The following is a 15,556-nucleotide window of genomic DNA, read 5'->3' as shown; positions in this document are numbered from 1 at the left end:
ATCCCGTCCGCGAGTTCCACGCTTGCCTCTCGCCTGATCCGGTCGACCGTCCCGGAGCCTTTCCCCCCGGTTCACCATCGGCCCCCGATCGAAGACCGGTCCCGGCACGCCTCCCCCGCCGGGCCTGCGCTCCCGCCCGCTGTCGCCGTCGGGCGGCCTGCTCACCCCACGCGTGCGAAGCCGTCGCGGAGGGGGGCGTAGTGGGCCTCGTAGTGGGCGCGGATGGCGGCGTGCTCCTCGGCGCGGAGGTGCGGGTCGCGGCGGATGAGCTCGAAGGCCGCCTCCCGGGCGCGGACGAGGAGGTCCTGGTCCTGCGAGAGGTCGGCGATCTTGAGGTCGGGCAGGCCGCTCTGTCGCGTGCCGAAGAAGTCGCCCGCGCCGCGCAGTTGGAGGTCGAGTTCACTGATCTCGAAGCCGTCGTCGGTGCGGACCATGGCGTCGAGGCGGGCCTCGGCTTCGGCGGTGCGTTTGAAGCCCGCCATGAGGATGCAATAGCTCTGCTCGCCGCCGCGCCCGACGCGCCCGCGCAGCTGATGGAGCTGGCTCAGGCCGAAGCGCTCGGCGTGCTCGATCACCATCACCGTCGCGTTCGGCACGTCCACGCCCACCTCGATCACCGTCGTCGCCACGAGGATGTCCGTCTCGCCGTCCTTGAAGCGCGCCATCGCCTCTTCCTTCTCATAGGCGAGCATCCGCCCGTGGATCAGGTCCACCCGGTACGGTCGGAACTCGGCCTGGAGCTTTTCGAAGCCCGACTCCGCATCCTTCAGGTCGAGCTTCTCGCTCTCCTCCACGAGCGGGTAGACCACATAGCACTGCCGTCCCTCCCGCAGTTCCTTTCGGATGAAATCGTAGACCTCGCCCCGGCGTTTTTCGGAGCGGAGCATGGTTTTAATGGGCTTGCGTCCCGCCGGGCGTTCCCGGATGAGCGTCACGTCGAGGTCGCCGTAGAGGGTCATCGCGAGGGAGCGCGGGATGGGGGTGGCGGTCATGAGGAGCATGTGGGGGTGCTCGCCCTTGCGGAAAAGCTCGGCGCGTTGCATCACCCCGAAGCGGTGCTGTTCGTCGACGATGGCGAGGCCGAGGTTTTGGAAGGCGACGCCCTCCTGAATGACGGCGTGCGTGCCCACGGCCACATGCGCCCGCCCCTCGGCGAGGTCGGCGAGGATCTCCTCGCGGAGCGCCTTCCGCTGTCCGCCGACGAGCAAATGCACCTTCACGCCGAGCGGTTCGAGGTACTTCCGGAGGTTGGCGTAATGCTGTTCGGCGAGGATCTCCGTGGGGGCCATGAACGCCGACTGATAGCCGCTGTCGAGCGCGTGCATCATCGCGGCGACGGCCACGACCGTCTTTCCGCTGCCCACGTCGCCCTGCACGAGGCGGTTCATCTGCACGCCCCGCTGCGTATCGGCGACGATCTCGCGGATGGCTTTTTTCTGGTCGCCGGTCAGTTCGAAGGGAAGCACGTCGTCGAGGAAGCGGCGCATCCGCTCGCCCGGCTCGCCGAAGGTCGGTCCGGCCACCTCGGCGCGGGTCTGCTTCGTGAGGGCGAGCATGAGCTGGATGAAGAAGAGCTCCTCGAACTTGAGCCGCTCGCGGGCGCGTTCGAGTTCGTTTCGGCTCCTGGGGAAATGGATCGCCCGGAGCGCCACGCGCCCGTCGAGGAGGTCGTAGTCCCGGACCAGCCACTCGGGAAAGAGTTCGCGCATCTGCAGGCCGTGCTCCTTGAACAGCCCGTAGAGGATGCGGCGAAACGTCCGGCTCGTGAGCCCGATCCGCTCGAAGACGGCGCTTCCGGGATAGAGGGCGATGATGCGCCCGGTGTCGAGCGACGGCCCTTGCTCGTCGAGCTTGTCGAAGTCGGGATGGGTCATCGAGAACTGGCGTCCGAACTTCTGGGGCTTGCCGTGAAAGGCGACGCGCTCGCCGTTTTTGAACACCTTGCTGATCCATCCCACGCGCTGGAACCACACGCATTTGAGCCGCCCGCCGCTCTCGTCCTCGACGATGATTTCGAAGCGTTTGCGTCCTTTGCCCGGCACGACGCCGCCCACCCGCACGTAGCCGACCACGGTCACGGCGCCCATGTGCTCGTCGAGCCGTCGGATAGGGGTGACGGTGGAGCGGTCGAGGTAGCGACGCGGGTAATAGCGGAGCAGGTCGCGACTGGTGTGCAGCCCGGCCGCCGCCATCACTTCGGCCCGTCGGGCGCCGACGCCTTTCAGGAATTGCAGAGAGGTATCGAGGATGTCTTCGCTCATGTGCGGCGGATAGAACGGCTCCGTGGATCGACAGCGCCCGAGGGCCCCGCCCGGGCGGCGCGCGGCGGCGGGGCGCCCGTTGCAAAGCAGGCCCCCTCAGGAACGCAGGCGCAATATAACGACTCCCGACGTTCGGCAACGGCATCCGTTCCGCTTCGTCACGACCTGCCGTTTAATTCTCCCCGCTTCCCTGCCGATACCTTGCCTGAATGTCACGGCATCATTTTTTCGGTCGCCCCGGGAAGCATCCACCAGCCCCGCTCCCCGGACAGACCGGACTTGCCCGCCCGCATGCATGACGCCAACGATGAACGCAGAGAGGAGCAACCATGCCGAGAAAGCCGAGAAAGAAAAAGCGCCCCATGGTGCTGATCGTGGAAGACAATCCGTTTACGCACCGTCTGTTCCAGTACATGCTGGACAAGGAGTACCACATCCGAATGGTTTCCGATGAGGAGACGGCGCTGATCATGGCCCGCCGCGCCAGGTACGACGTCGTGCTGATGGACATCCACCTGGGCACCGAGCGCACGGGTCTGGACGCCATGATCACGATACGGGACATCGACGGGTACGAGAACGTGCCGGTCATCGCGGTGACGGCGTATGCCGAGCATCTGGGCCGCGAGAAGTTGCTCGAACTGGGCTTCGACGAGTACGTCGCCAAGCCGTTCACCCGGCGCACCCTCGTCAACGCCATCGAGAAGACGATGGCCGCTCGAAAGGACCGGAGCGGCGCTTCTCATCAGCATGCGCGCCCATCGGAAACGGTGCTCGAGTTCTACCGGGACTACTGGAATTCGTGGCCGGAGACGACGTGAGCGCGCGGTCGCGCGTGCCATCCTTCCATCCCTTCCCTCGCGCCGCAGAGCCCGTCCATCGGTCGTTGCTCGCGGCGCATCTTTCGTTGACATGATCCCGGCCATGCGAGGCGGCGCCCCGTCCGGCTTTGCTCGACCGAAGGTGGCGCTTCGGATGCCCTCGCTCAGGCGGCGCTCGCGAGTCCGCCATTGGGACGCCGTCGTTTCAGCGTCGCCTTGAGGAGCCGGGGACTCAGCCCCAGACGCCACGCCAGCGCCTTCAACCGGCGTTCCGCCCGGGCGCGCATCTGCGCTTCCCGCTTCACGCGCATCGACGGGCGAACGTTTCCTCTCTTCCCTTCCATAGCTTTCCCCGCTTCCTGTCGCCCACCGTCTTCGCCGGAGTCATTCGATCCCCGGACGGCGGCGGCCTTTCTCCCTGAATGGTCAAGCAACTTGCGTGCCCGTTCGCGCGCCGGTCGTTGAGGGGGTGCGGGAAGGGCCTTTTCCCACATGTGTGGCACGGAACCCCTCCGATCATGGCAAAAGTGGGCGCGCGCGGATATATTGACGGTGAGGAAGCCGCCCGCTCCCGAAGAGCCGGGACCTTCCCGCCGCCGCCGTTTCGAGCATGCCGCCTGCCCGAATCCCTATGCCGAAGCCTGAAAAACGCTCGTTTGCGCCGTGGCTCCTGGCATTTGCCGGCCTTTTCGGGCTCTCGCTCGATTTCTGGTGGTGGGACGAACCGCCGACGTTCGCCTTCCTCCACGTGCCCCTCCGGGTGTATTACTTCACCGGCCTGAGCCTCCTTTTCGCCGGGGTGATGTACGCATTTACCCGCCGCTTCTGGATCGACGAAGACTGAGCCGCCCGGTCGAGCGCCCGGGCCCCGCCGCCCGGGTTCCGTTGCTCGATGACCGTCTTTCGGAACCCGGGCGCCCCCGTACTGAACCGCCATGATTACCGCCGTCATTCTCATCCTCTACCTCGTGTTCACCCTCGTCGTGGGCGTGGCGGGCTACCGGCTCAGCCGGAACACGGCGGATGACTATTTTCTCGCCGGGCGGGGCGTCGGCACGGTGGTGCTCTTCTTCACATTGATCGCCACCAATTTCAGCGCCTTCTTTTTCCTCGGCATGGCCGGAGAGAGCTACCGGATCGGGTACAGCTATTACGGCATCATGGCCTTCGGCACGTCGCTCGTCTCCCTGATGTTCTATTTCGTCGGCTTCAAGGTATGGAAGCTTGGCAAGGCGCGGGGCTACATTACGCCGCCGGAGATGATCGGCGACCTTTTCAAAAGCCCGGCGCTCAAGCTGCTTTTTCTCGCGGTGATGATTCAGTTCACCCTCCCATACCTCGCCATCCAGCCCATCGGAGCGGGCATCCTGCTCGAACAGCTCACGCACGGCGCGATACCGTTCGCCTGGGGCGCAACCCTGCTCACGCTCCTCATCGTCTTTTACGTTTCCATCGGCGGAATGCGCAGCGTGGCGTGGACCGACGTGATGCAGGGCGTCCTCATGTTCACGCTCATGGGCGTCGCCGTGGTCGTCGTCGGGCGCGCGCTCGGCGGCATCACGGAAGCCAACGCGCAGATCTACGCGAAAGAACCGGGCCTCTTCGCCCACAACGGGCTCGACGGCTACTTCACCCCGAAACGCTGGTTCAGCTACATGCTGCTCTGGTCCTTTGCCGTGCCGATGTTTCCGCAGATGTTCATGCGTTTCTACATCCCCGGATCGGTGCGGGCGCTGAAGACCACCACGGTGCTCTACCCCATCGTCGTCGCCATCCTTTTCCTCGCGCCGGTCTTGCTCGGCGTGCTCGGACACCTGGCTTTCCCCGACCTCCATGGGCCGGAGGCCGACCAGATCGTGCCGATGCTCCTGACGGCCTTCGCTCCGGAATGGCTCGCGGCCCTCATCATGGTCGGCGCGCTGGCAGCGATGATGTCGACGATGGACTCGCAACTGCTGGCGCTCAGTTCGATGCTCTCCCGCGACCTGTACGTCGGCTTCTTCGACCCGGCGGCCTCGACGCGGGCGCAGGTGCGCGTGGGGCGGGCGGCGGTGGCGCTCATCGCCGGCGTCGGGCTCGCCATCGCTTTCACCAGGCCCGGCACCATCTTCGAAATGGCCACCGAAGCCTTCACCGGGCTGGCCATCCTCCTCCCGACCACCGTCGCGGGGCTGTACTGGAAGCGCGCCTCGGCCCCCGCCTGCATCGCCTCGATCCTCGTGGGCGAAGCGCTGCTGATCGGTTATCACTACGAATGGATCGATCCTTCGTGGACGTTCGGCTTCCTGCCTTTCATCCCCATCATGATCGTGTGCGTCGGCATCATCATGCTCGGCTCCCTGCGATCCCAACGAACGCTTTCTCCCGTGGAAGCGCGCACCGCCTGATCCTCCTCACCAACGAGATCCCGACATGCATCCCTTGATCCGCTTCAAAAAATCATTCGCCTTCAGCTTCCTCCTCCTGGTCCTCGGCATCCCCCCCGCTTTCGCGCAACAGAACTTCGACGAGGTGCAGATCGAGACGATCCCCGTCGCCGACGGCCTGTTCATGCTCGTCGGCAGCGGAGGCAACATCGGCCTTTCGGTGGGCGCCGACGGCGCGTTCCTCATCGACGACCAGTATGCGCCGCTCACCGACAAGATCAAGGCCGCCGTGTCCGCGCAGACGGACCAGCCGATCCGCTTCGTCGTCAACACCCACTGGCACGGCGATCACACCGGCGGCAACGAGCACATGGGCGAGGCGGGCGCGATCATCGTGGCGCACGAGAACGTCCGCAAACGGATGAGCACCGAACAGTTCCTCAAAGCCTTCGACATGCGCACGCCCCCCTCGCCGCCGGGCGCGCTGCCCGTGGTCACCTTCACCGACGCCGTCACGTTCCACTGGAACGGCGACGACATTCACGTCTTTCACGTCGCCCCCGCCCATACCGACGGCGACGCCGTCATCCATTTCCGGAAGGCGAACGTCCTCCACGCCGGCGACACGTATTTCAACGGGATGTATCCGTTCATCGACACGTCCACCGGCGGCTCGCTCGACGGCATGATCGCGGCGGCGGACCGCATCCTCGCCCTCGCCGACGACGAGACGAAGATCATCCCCGGCCACGGCCCGCTCTCGAACAAGGCGGAACTGATCGCCTACCGGGACATGCTCGCCACCGTGCGCACGCGCATCCTGGCGCTCGTCGCGGACGGAAAGACCCGGGACGAGGTCATCGCCGCCCGCCCCACCGCCGACCTCGACGCCGCCTGGGGCAAGGGCTTCCTCCAGCCCGACGTGTGGGTGGGCATCCTCTACGACGCCGTCGCGAAGCCCTGACGGCGCTCCAAACGGACGCGGGCGCTCCGGCTCCGAAGAACCGGGGCGCCCGGCCCGCGTGGGCGCGAGGGGACCGCGGCCTCTCCCCCGGGCGATGCGCCGCCCCCGCACCCGTCTCCATGCGGCCTCGCTCAGTCCGTCGGGACCGCCCCCTTCGAGACCGCGCAGCCGCCCGTGAAATTCTCCGCCGAGAAGCGGGTCGAGAGCAGCCCCACCTCCACCCCCGTCGTCACGCGGATCGTCAGCGTGTGGTCGCCTTCGCGTTTCGGCGAGCAATATTCGAGGAGATAATAGCTGTTCGCCTCGTCTCGGACGAGGTCGGCGATCTCCTGAAACTTCGGCAGGAGCTCTTCGATGCGCGGGGCCGAGACGAAGCCCTCGCGTCCGATCTCCGTGAGCGTCTCCTCGTCGATCTCGCCGCCGAGACCGATCGTGTAGACGGAGACCTCGTCGCCGGAACGACGGACGGCTTCCAGCGCATCCGAGCGCGACTCGCGGTTGGCCTGGTCGGTGCCGTCGGTGAAGAGCACGACCGAACCCGCCGAGATCACGTTCTGGCGCACGATCGCGTCGAGGCGCTGCTCCGTCAGGTCGATGCCCTGGATGACGGCGCCGTAGAGGTTCGTCGAGTTATCCTTCATCAGTTCCGGCGTGATGCTCTCGACACCGGCGCTCAGCGCCTCCGGATCGATGGTGACGCCCACGAGCGACGTCACGTCCGCCTGACCGTCGAACCACCAGATGCCCATCTCGATCTCGCCGTAGCGCGGGTCGTCCGGCGCAAACATGACGGCGTCTACGAAGCTCGTGGCGGCCTCTTTCAGCGCCTCGAGGTTCTCGCTGGCGACGATGCTCCCGCTGAGGTCGAGCAGGAGGGCGATGCTGTACTTGAACTGCCCGACCTTCGGAAGAATGTTGCGCTGGGATTCGAACTGTGAGATGAGCTTCTCATTCTCGAAAATGTCGAAGTTGGCCGGCAGCAGTCCGGCCACCGGCGCATCGTCCATCGTATCCACTTTGAAGAGGATCGAGACGTTGGCGGGAAGCCGCGACCGGCTTTCGATCAGCGACACCTGGAGGGCTTGCTGCGCGTCGCACGTCTGAAAGACCTCGCACGAGGCTTCGTCGCTGTTCGAGTCGCAGGCGGTGAGGGAGCAAAGCGTGAGGGCGAGCGCCGTCAGGGCGAGACGGGGCGCGCGCGTAGAGACGGGGCGCATGGGGAGACCTCCTTCCTGGCTGGGGGCTTACGGGTTCAGCCCGTTCGTTTCGTGATGCCTGAGCGCGTTCATGGGCGCCTACCCGAACGACCGGCACATTCCCTGCCGGAATCCCCCGCATCGGCAAGGCAGCCGTGCCTTTCTCCCCTGCCTCACCATGGAGAAGTCCGGAACGGCCTCATACGCGTCGATTTCCGGGGCGTTTGCCGCTCGGCCCCCGACGGAGGGCCCCGGCTCCGTCCCGCGCCCGGCGTCTCTCCACGTCCCCTGCACGAAGGCCGCGTCGCCCCCTCCGAAGATTGATTCGCGCTTTCCGGGCCGCCGCCCTTGCAAAAAGGGGGACTTGGTGCTATGTTTTCTCCGTCGAAACCTCCCGGCGCCGTTTGACCTCGCGCGAAATTAGTATAAGACAGCCGTGTGCCGGAGGCCTGTTGCGTCCCACCGCCTTACGGGGCGGTTCATTCGTACCGGTCCTCTCCGAACCATCCGATGGTGAGGTCCCCGTCGTACCCCGCCTATGTCACCGCCCGACCCCGCCTCGGTCACGCGCCTGCTCCATGCCCTCAGCGCCGGCGACACCGAAGCCCTCAACGCGCTCTTTCCGCTCGTCTACGAGACCCTTCACGCCCAGGCAAAACAGCAACGCAGGCGCTGGCAGGGGCAGATGACGCTCAACACCACGGCGCTCGTACACGAGGCCTATCTCAAGCTGACCGACCAGTCGCATGCCTCGTGGCAGAACCGCGCCCACTTCTGCGGCGTAGCCGCAAAGGCGATGCGCCACATCCTGATCGACTATGCCCGGAGAAGCCGCCGCAAGAAACGGGGCGGCGACCACCAGAAAGTCTCGCTGGAGATGGCCCAGGAGGCGCTGGCGATCCACGACGTGCTCGACCTCGAAGACCGGGCCGAAACGCTCCTCGTGCTCGACGAAGCCTTGACGCGCCTCGCACGTATCAACGAACGCCAGGCTCGCGTGGTGGAGTGCCGCTTCTTTGCGGGCATGACCATCGACGACACCGCTGAGGCCCTCTCGACCTCGCCTTCGACCGTCAAGCGCGACTGGATGCTCGCCCAGGCCTGGCTCTACCGTGAAATCAAACAGGCGATCGACGCCTGATCCCGTTCATACTATGGCCGTATCCCGCCGCCGGACAGTCTGCCCGTCGGCGGCTTTGCACCCCCTGTGGTGCGTATGACTTGAGTGGAGCCGATCCGCTCCCCGCTTTTCTCGTCGCACGCGCACGTCTCGACTTTTCCGCCCCCCGGGGCCTGCCGCTCGGTGAAGCCATGAATACCGACCCGAAAACCTGGAACGAGCTGGGGATGCTTCTGCTGAGCGTGCTCGAGTTGCCGCCGGAAGAACGCCCCGATTTTCTGGACTCGGCCTGCCGGTCGCGTCCCGAGTTGCGCTCGGAGATCGAATCTCTGCTGGCCGCCTACGAGCACGCGCCCGGCTATTTTGACGACCTCGGCGCCCGCCTGCCCCTGCCCGGCGCTCCGAACGACCAGGCCGCCGCGCAGGACCCGTATCGGCTCGTGGGTCGGTCCCTCCAGCACTACGCGGTTCGCTCGGTGCTCGGCGGAGGCGGCATGGGGGTCGTCTATCGGGCCGAAGACACGCGCCTCAAACGCCCCGTCGCCCTCAAGTTTCTCCCGCCCTACCTGAGCCGGGACGCTGCCGCCAAGCAGCGTTTCATGCGCGAGGCCCAGGCGGCCTCCGCCCTCGATCATCCCAACATCTGCACGATACACGAGGTGGGCGAGACGCCCGAAGGGCAGCTCTTCATCGCGATGGCCTGCTACCGGGGCGAGACGCTCCGGAGCCGCATCGAACGGGGCCCGCTCCCTTTCGACGAAGCCGTCGAATGGGCCCTTCAGACGGCGGAAGGGCTCGTCATGGCCCACGCCCGTGGCATCATCCACCGCGACGTCAAACCCGCCAACCTCATGATCACCGAGGAGGGAGTCGTCAAGATCCTCGATTTCGGGCTGGCCAAGCTCTCGAGCGGGGCGCATCTGACGCAGACCGGCGCCACCATCGGCACGGCGGCGTATATGTCCCCCGAGCAGGCCCGCGGCGACCCCGTCGACCACCGCACCGACATCTGGGCCTTCGGCGTGGTGCTGTACGAGATGCTCGCCGGACGCCGCCCCTTCGACGGCGACTTCGCCCCCGCCGTGCTCTACTCGGTCCTCAACCAGGACCCCCGACCGATCACCGGGATGCGCAGCGGCCTGCCGATGCAGATCGGACTGATCATCGACCGGGCCCTCGCCAAATCCGTCGAAGCCCGGTATCAACACATGGCCGACCTGCTCGCGGACCTGCAGGCCCTCCGCGATCGCAAGACGGCCCGGACACGGGTCGAACGAGCGGTGCTGCCCTCGTCGATCGCCACGACGCCCGATCCGGAACCAACCGACGAGCACGCGCCCGTCACGATCCTCTGCGTCGACGACGAACCGGAGCTCGAACTGCTCATCCGGCAAAAGTTTCGCCGCAAGATCCGCAAGAACGCGTGGCGTTTCCTCTTCGCCACGGACGGCAAGGAAGCCCTCCGGCGGCTTCAGGATCACCCTGAAGTGACCCTCATCCTGACCGACCTCAACATGCCGGGCATGGACGGGCTGACCCTCCTCTCGCACCTGACCGAATGGAATCCTCCCGTCAAGACCGTCGTCGTCTCCGCCTACGGAGACATGCGCAACATCCGTACGGCCATGAACCGGGGCGCGTTCGACTTCGTGACGAAGCCCATCGACTTCTCCGACCTGGAAGTCACGATCCGGAAGACCCATCAGGAGTTGCGGGCCCAGCAAAAAGCCGCCGAGGCCCGCCGGCAACTCGTCTCGCTGAAGAAAGAGCTCGAAGTCGCCCGGCGCATTCAGGAGGCGATCCTTCCCCTCTCCTTCCCGAAGCGAGAAGACCTCGACCTCTACGCCTTCACCACCACGGCCGACGACGTCGGGGGGGCGTTCTACGACTTCTTCCCCGCCGGCGACCACCACTTCGGCTTCCTCATCGGCGACGTGGCCGGAAAGGGCATTCCCGCAGCGCTCTTCATGGCCATCAGCCAGACGTTTCTCAAGGGCGCGGCCCTTCAGGGAACGGCGCCCGGCGCATGCCTCTCCTCGTTGAATCGCCTGCTCTTCCCGGAGGGCTTCCCCGAGCTGTACGTGACCGCGTTCTATGGCCTGCTCGATACCGCCACCGGTGAGCTTCGGTATGCCAACGCGGGCCACCTCGCCCCGTACCGGCTCCATCCCGACGGCGCCGTGACCCCGCTCAACGGGCTCGACGAACCGCCCGTCTGGCGCACCCGCGACCAGACCTTCGAGACGCGCCGGACCCGTCTCGCACCGGGCGAGGGCCTCTTCCTCTTTACGCACGGCATGATCGACGCCGTCGATGCGCACGGCCACGCGTTCTCCGCCGACCGCCTGACCGCCTGCCTGCATGAGTCCGGCGGAGCCGACGCCGCCCGGCTGATCCGCTCCGCCGTACGCGCCGTGATGCGCCATGCCGACCCCCTCCAGAACGACCTGACCGTACTGGCGCTCCGCTATCTGGGACGCCCCTGACGGATGAGCCGTTTCTTGGAAAAAAACGTGTATGCTTCATAGAGACACCGGGGCGTTTTAAAGACCGCCGTTTACGCCTTCATCACCTACGCCTGGAACCCGGAGCGCTTACCGCCTCCACATGAGGCCCCAGCATGTGATTCAGCGCACACAATCGTCCTCATGCGCCCCCGGCCCCCTTCCTCCTGAAGCCTCCCCGTTCCTTCTTCAATGACCCCAACCGACCCCCATACCATGAAACCGAACATCAAAGTCCTCGTCGTCGATGATGAACACGACGTTGAGTTGCTCTTCAGACAGCGTTTCCGCCGCGAGATTCGCAAGGGCGAGATCGAACTGCTCTTCGCCTTCTCCGGAGAAGAAGCCCTGAGCGTCCTCGAACGTCAAGGCAAAACCGACGTGGTGCTCGTACTGAGCGACATCAACATGCCGGGCATGACCGGGCTGGAGTTGCTCTGCCGCATCAAGGCCGAGCCGCCGCCGGTGCCCGTGTGCATGATGACCGCCTACGGCAACGACACGTACCAGCGCCGGGCCCACGAATGCGACTGCGACGGCTACCTGACCAAGCCCATCGACTTCCCGGCGCTCAAGGATCGCATTCGCAGCTTTGCCAACAGCCACGCCTGATCCGGGGCCGCGCCCTCCCACAGCTGCCCGGGCAAACCCCCACAGTGTTCCCCATGACGGCTCCCGATGCTCCCCGGCCTTCTTCCGGCTTCGAAGCCGACGCTCAGCCCGTCGTACGGGACTTCCGGGGCACGTATTTCCTGCGTGAAACAGACACCGTCCGGTCCCGGGCTTTATGGCCCCCGACGTGACGGGGCCGAGCGCCGTGCAAGTCTACTTTTTATAAATAAATATTGAACGTGAGTCGAGAAGCCATGAGCCTGACCCCTCAGATGGAAGCGGACCTTCTGAAAGCATACCGTGCTTACTGGGATGCCTATTTGAAGGGAGATAGCCCGGTCATGTCCTCCTTCATGGATGAGAACTGTCAGATCATCGGGTCCGGGAATGGCGAGGTGTTCGGCAACAGGAATGAAGCCATTCAGTATTTCGACTCAACCGCAGACCAAATAGCAAACAAGGCCGAAATGAGGGATCGAAAGATCGACCTCGGTGCCGCGGGAGATCTGGTCCAGGTTATTGCGACCAGCGACTTTTATGTTCTGATAGATGCCTCATGGACGTTCTACGGACCCGGCCGGATCTCCACGCTGATGGCCCGAAAAGGGGAGGAATGGAAAATCCTCCATCAGCATGGTTCCCTTCCGGATGCTCGTACCGGTGAGGGCGAGCAGATCAACACCGATAAGATCAAGGAGGAAAACTACCGGCTGCAGGAGGCGATCAAACGCCGCACCTTAGAACTGGAGCAGAAAAACCGGGATCTCGAAATCGAAGCCTCGCTCGAACGGGTCCGCGCCGTGGCCACGGGTATGCGCACACCGGACGACCTTCAAGCCGTCGGCGAGGTCATCTTCGCCGAACTGAAGTCCCTTGGGTTTATCGAGCTTCGAAATACCGAGATCATCATCAACCATGAGGACCAGACCACCCTCACGACCTATTATTACTCCGATTACGGCGTCACCGGCGTGCTCGACATCGATTACACCTCGAATCCGACCGTTCAGGCCTGGGCGGAGGAATTAGGAAAAGCGGAGGATGCCTTCGCCCAGGTCGTGATTCCGGAAGAGGAGGTCGAAGCCTGGCGGTCCTACCGGCTTTCCCTGGGCTACCAGCCCGACCCGAAGCTCGACGAAGCCCGCATCCTCTACTACTATTCTTATTCCACCGGGCCGGGGGCGCTGAGCATTTCATCCTTTCAGCCGGCGCCTGCGGAGCAGATTCAGGTGCTCGAACGATTCCGGAACGTGTTCGGGCTCGCCTACCGCCGGTACGTCGATGTGGCGCAGGCCGAGGCGCAGGCCCAGGAGGCCCGCGTCGAACTGGCTCTGGAGCGCGTCCGCGCCCGCACGATGGCCATGCAGAAGAGCGAGGAGCTATCTGAGACCTCCTTTTTGTTGGCCCAACAGATCCGTGAACTCGGGATTGACGCGTGGGGATGCGCCTTTCATATCTATGCTGACGATGAGGAGGGCGATTACGAATGGTTCAGCAATGAAGACGGGTATCTACCCACGTACCAGACCCCCCGGAAAAACTTCTTCAAGCGCTTTTATGAAAAAGGGCGGCAGGGCGAATCGCTTCTGGTTGAAGCATTCAAAGGGGACCGATGCCAACGGCACTACGATTACATAATGTCGCTGCCGGTGGTGGGAGAGACGTTGAGGGACCTTGTCGAATCCGGCATTTCACTGCCCACTTCCCAGATCGACCATGTGGCGTTCTTCAAGTACGGCTATCTCCTGTTTATTACGTACGAACCCGTACCGGCGGCACATCACATTTTCAAACGCTTCGCGAGGGAATTCGAGCAAACCTACACCCGCTTCCTCGATCTCCAGAAGGCGGAGGCGCAAGCCCGCGAGGCGCACATTGAAGCGGCGCTGGAGCGGGTGCGGTCGCGGGCCATGGCCATGCAGAAGGCGGACGAACTGGTCGAAGTGACCCTCCTGCTCCGAAAAGAGATGGGGCGACTGGGCGTCGAAGAACTGGAAACCAGCTCTATTTATATCCACGATGAAACGACGGGGACAACGGAATGCTGGTTCTCCATACAGGACCGCAACAACGAACAAAACCTGATTTCCGACCACATGACGATTGCCCTGCAGGATACCTGGGTCGGAAGGCAGATGCAGGCCTTTTATCGTTCCGGAGACCTGCAAACCTCCATCGTGATGCAGGGCGACAGGCGCACGGAATGGATCACGTACTGCGCTGAAAAATCCGATCTGTTTTCGGTCGAAAGTTTTTATGGGACGGAAATTCCGGAACGCACCTATCATCTGTACCGATTCGACAACGGGTATATGGGCGCCGCCGCACCCGGCGATATTTCCGGTGAAAGCTGGGACTTGTTGAAGCGGGCGACGGCTGTTTTTTCCCTCGCCTATACCCGATTCAATGACCTCCGGAAAGCCGAAGCACAGGCCCGGGAAGCGCAGATCGAGGCGGCCCTCGAACGCGTCCGCTCCCGGACGATGGCCATGCAGCGAAGCGAGGAATTGAGCAAGGTGGCTGCGGTGATCTACGAACAACTGAAAACCCTCGGATTTCGGACCCTCCAATGTGGTTTTGACCTGGCCGACCAGGAAATGCTTGCCATGTCGCACTGGATCACCAATGCCGACGGCGAGGTGGTCCCGGCTTCGGGCAAAACGGGCGACCTGGACACCCTTGCCCTTCATCCGGTGACCGACGCCATGTTCAAAGCCTGGCAGCAGGGCGACCCCGGCTTCTTCATCGAACTCTCGGGAGAAGACCTCGAATCCTATATGGCGATGCTGAAGACCTCTCTTACGATTCCCGATGCCGCGTGGCTCGGGGGTCGTCTCGCCGACGCAGAGCGCATCTCGATCAACCATTTCCACTTTTCCCAGGGCGTCCTCTCCGTGCGCACCCTCGAACCCCTAACCCCCGAGCAGCGCGAAGTCGGATTTCGTTTCGCGAAGGTCTTCGAGCAAACGTACACCCGCTTCCTCGACCTCCGGAAAGCCGAGGCGCAGGCCCGGGAAGCGCAGATCGAGGCCGCCTTAGAAAGGGTGAGATCAAGGAGCATGGCCATGCGCGCGAGTGAGGAGCTGTCCGATGTTATTGCCGTCGTATCGGAGCAACTGCAACAACTCATGATCAGGTTTGACCATGTAAGCTTCGTGATCAACAGTGATGCGGAGGACTATCATTTCTGGACCTCCTCGTACGGACAACCGCGCCCCTACGAACTGAAAGTCCCATACCTCGATAATCCCATTGCCAACCGGGCAAAAGAAGTACGATCACAAGGTCTGAAATTTTTCCAGGATACGCTTACCCCTGAGGAGAACAGAGCCTGGCTTGAACATGCATTCAAACATAATCCTGCCAACTATTTGTCCACGAAAGAAAAATCATATATACTAAGCCGAGGTTTTTCTAGGTCTTTGGCCTTGATGCCGAACATCATGCTGGCTGTAGGCAATTACGCCTCCAAGCCCTATTCAGACGATGAAAATGAGATCATAAAACGATTTGCCGCTGTTTTTGAACAATCATATACCCGCTTCCTGGATCTCCAGAAAGCTGAAACGCAGGCCCGCGAGGCCGTCCGGCAGGCCGCGCTCGACCGCCTCCGCGCCGAGATCGCCTCGATGCGCACCACCGACGACCTCGAGCGCATCACCCCGCTGCTCTGGCGCGAACTGAACACGCTCGGCATCCCCTTCATCCGCTG

At 63.8% G+C, this 15,556-nt stretch carries 11 protein-coding genes; 8 read left to right on the top strand and 3 right to left on the bottom strand.

The genetic code is table 11. The features are described 5' to 3' along the window. Window positions 1-161 precede the first annotated feature (161 nt). A complete protein-coding gene (gene recG, locus AC1HIY_RS06500) occupies window positions 162-2,261 on the bottom strand; it encodes an ATP-dependent DNA helicase RecG (RefSeq protein ID WP_479575908.1) in 2,100 nt (699 codons plus the stop codon). Window positions 2,262-2,590: 329 nt separating this feature from the next. Here recG and AC1HIY_RS06495 point away from each other — a divergent pair, with 329 nt between their 5' ends. Next, complete coding sequence (locus AC1HIY_RS06495; protein ID WP_479575907.1) at window positions 2,591-3,082, top strand: response regulator; 492 nt, start codon at window positions 2,591-2,593, stop codon at window positions 3,080-3,082. Between the two features lie 164 nt (window positions 3,083-3,246). On the opposite strand, the gene AC1HIY_RS06490 is transcribed toward AC1HIY_RS06495, so the two are convergent. Continuing rightward, complete coding sequence (locus tag AC1HIY_RS06490; RefSeq protein WP_479575906.1) at window positions 3,247-3,426, bottom strand: hypothetical protein; 180 nt, start codon at window positions 3,424-3,426, stop codon at window positions 3,247-3,249. 287 nt (window positions 3,427-3,713) lie between these two features. On the opposite strand from AC1HIY_RS06490, the gene AC1HIY_RS06485 reads away from it, so the two are divergent. From AC1HIY_RS06485 to AC1HIY_RS06475, 3 genes are all read left to right on the top strand, one after another. Continuing rightward, a complete protein-coding gene (locus AC1HIY_RS06485) occupies window positions 3,714-3,926 on the top strand; it encodes a hypothetical protein (RefSeq protein ID WP_479575905.1) in 213 nt (70 codons plus the stop codon). A 91-nt stretch (window positions 3,927-4,017) separates the two neighbouring features. Continuing rightward, window positions 4,018-5,469 (top strand): sodium:solute symporter family transporter, encoded by a 1,452-nt coding sequence (locus tag AC1HIY_RS06480; protein ID WP_479575904.1) that lies wholly within the window; start codon window positions 4,018-4,020, stop codon window positions 5,467-5,469. Window positions 5,470-5,494: 25 nt separating this feature from the next. Then, window positions 5,495-6,412 (top strand): MBL fold metallo-hydrolase, encoded by a 918-nt coding sequence (locus AC1HIY_RS06475; RefSeq protein ID WP_479575903.1) that lies wholly within the window; start codon window positions 5,495-5,497, stop codon window positions 6,410-6,412. Window positions 6,413-6,543: 131 nt separating this feature from the next. On the opposite strand, the gene AC1HIY_RS06470 is transcribed toward AC1HIY_RS06475, so the two are convergent. After that, window positions 6,544-7,629 (bottom strand): vWA domain-containing protein, encoded by a 1,086-nt coding sequence (locus AC1HIY_RS06470; protein ID WP_479575902.1) that lies wholly within the window; start codon window positions 7,627-7,629, stop codon window positions 6,544-6,546. A gap of 517 nt (window positions 7,630-8,146) precedes the next feature. Here AC1HIY_RS06470 and AC1HIY_RS06465 point away from each other — a divergent pair. The 4 genes from AC1HIY_RS06465 to AC1HIY_RS06450 form a co-directional block, all read left to right on the top strand. After that, window positions 8,147-8,749 (top strand): ECF-type sigma factor, encoded by a 603-nt coding sequence (locus AC1HIY_RS06465; protein ID WP_479575901.1) that lies wholly within the window; start codon window positions 8,147-8,149, stop codon window positions 8,747-8,749. A gap of 170 nt (window positions 8,750-8,919) precedes the next feature. Next, a complete protein-coding gene (locus tag AC1HIY_RS06460; RefSeq protein ID WP_479575900.1) occupies window positions 8,920-11,214 on the top strand; it encodes a protein kinase domain-containing protein in 2,295 nt (764 codons plus the stop codon). Between the two features lie 234 nt (window positions 11,215-11,448). Then, a complete protein-coding gene (locus AC1HIY_RS06455; protein WP_479575899.1) occupies window positions 11,449-11,844 on the top strand; it encodes a response regulator in 396 nt (131 codons plus the stop codon). A gap of 254 nt (window positions 11,845-12,098) precedes the next feature. Further along, on the top strand, window positions 12,099-15,556 hold a 3,458-nt coding region (locus AC1HIY_RS06450; RefSeq protein WP_479575898.1), incomplete at its 3' end, for a nuclear transport factor 2 family protein.

Source organism: Rhodocaloribacter sp. (genome assembly GCF_056451265.1).
Note: the sequence above shows the minus strand (reverse complement) of the source record. Positions and strands in the feature narration are given on the sequence as shown.

Coding starts and splice junctions, on each gene's coding strand:
- recG (WP_479575908.1), bottom strand. CDS start 2,261: ATGAGCGAAGACATCCTCGATACCTCTCTGCAATTCCTGAAAGGCGTC.
- AC1HIY_RS06495 (WP_479575907.1), top strand. CDS start 2,591: ATGCCGAGAAAGCCGAGAAAGAAAAAGCGCCCCATGGTGCTGATCGTG.
- AC1HIY_RS06490 (WP_479575906.1), bottom strand. CDS start 3,426: ATGGAAGGGAAGAGAGGAAACGTTCGCCCGTCGATGCGCGTGAAGCGG.
- AC1HIY_RS06485 (WP_479575905.1), top strand. CDS start 3,714: ATGCCGAAGCCTGAAAAACGCTCGTTTGCGCCGTGGCTCCTGGCATTT.
- AC1HIY_RS06480 (WP_479575904.1), top strand. CDS start 4,018: ATGATTACCGCCGTCATTCTCATCCTCTACCTCGTGTTCACCCTCGTC.
- AC1HIY_RS06475 (WP_479575903.1), top strand. CDS start 5,495: ATGCATCCCTTGATCCGCTTCAAAAAATCATTCGCCTTCAGCTTCCTC.
- AC1HIY_RS06470 (WP_479575902.1), bottom strand. CDS start 7,629: ATGCGCCCCGTCTCTACGCGCGCGCCCCGTCTCGCCCTGACGGCGCTC.
- AC1HIY_RS06465 (WP_479575901.1), top strand. CDS start 8,147: ATGTCACCGCCCGACCCCGCCTCGGTCACGCGCCTGCTCCATGCCCTC.
- AC1HIY_RS06460 (WP_479575900.1), top strand. CDS start 8,920: ATGAATACCGACCCGAAAACCTGGAACGAGCTGGGGATGCTTCTGCTG.
- AC1HIY_RS06455 (WP_479575899.1), top strand. CDS start 11,449: ATGAAACCGAACATCAAAGTCCTCGTCGTCGATGATGAACACGACGTT.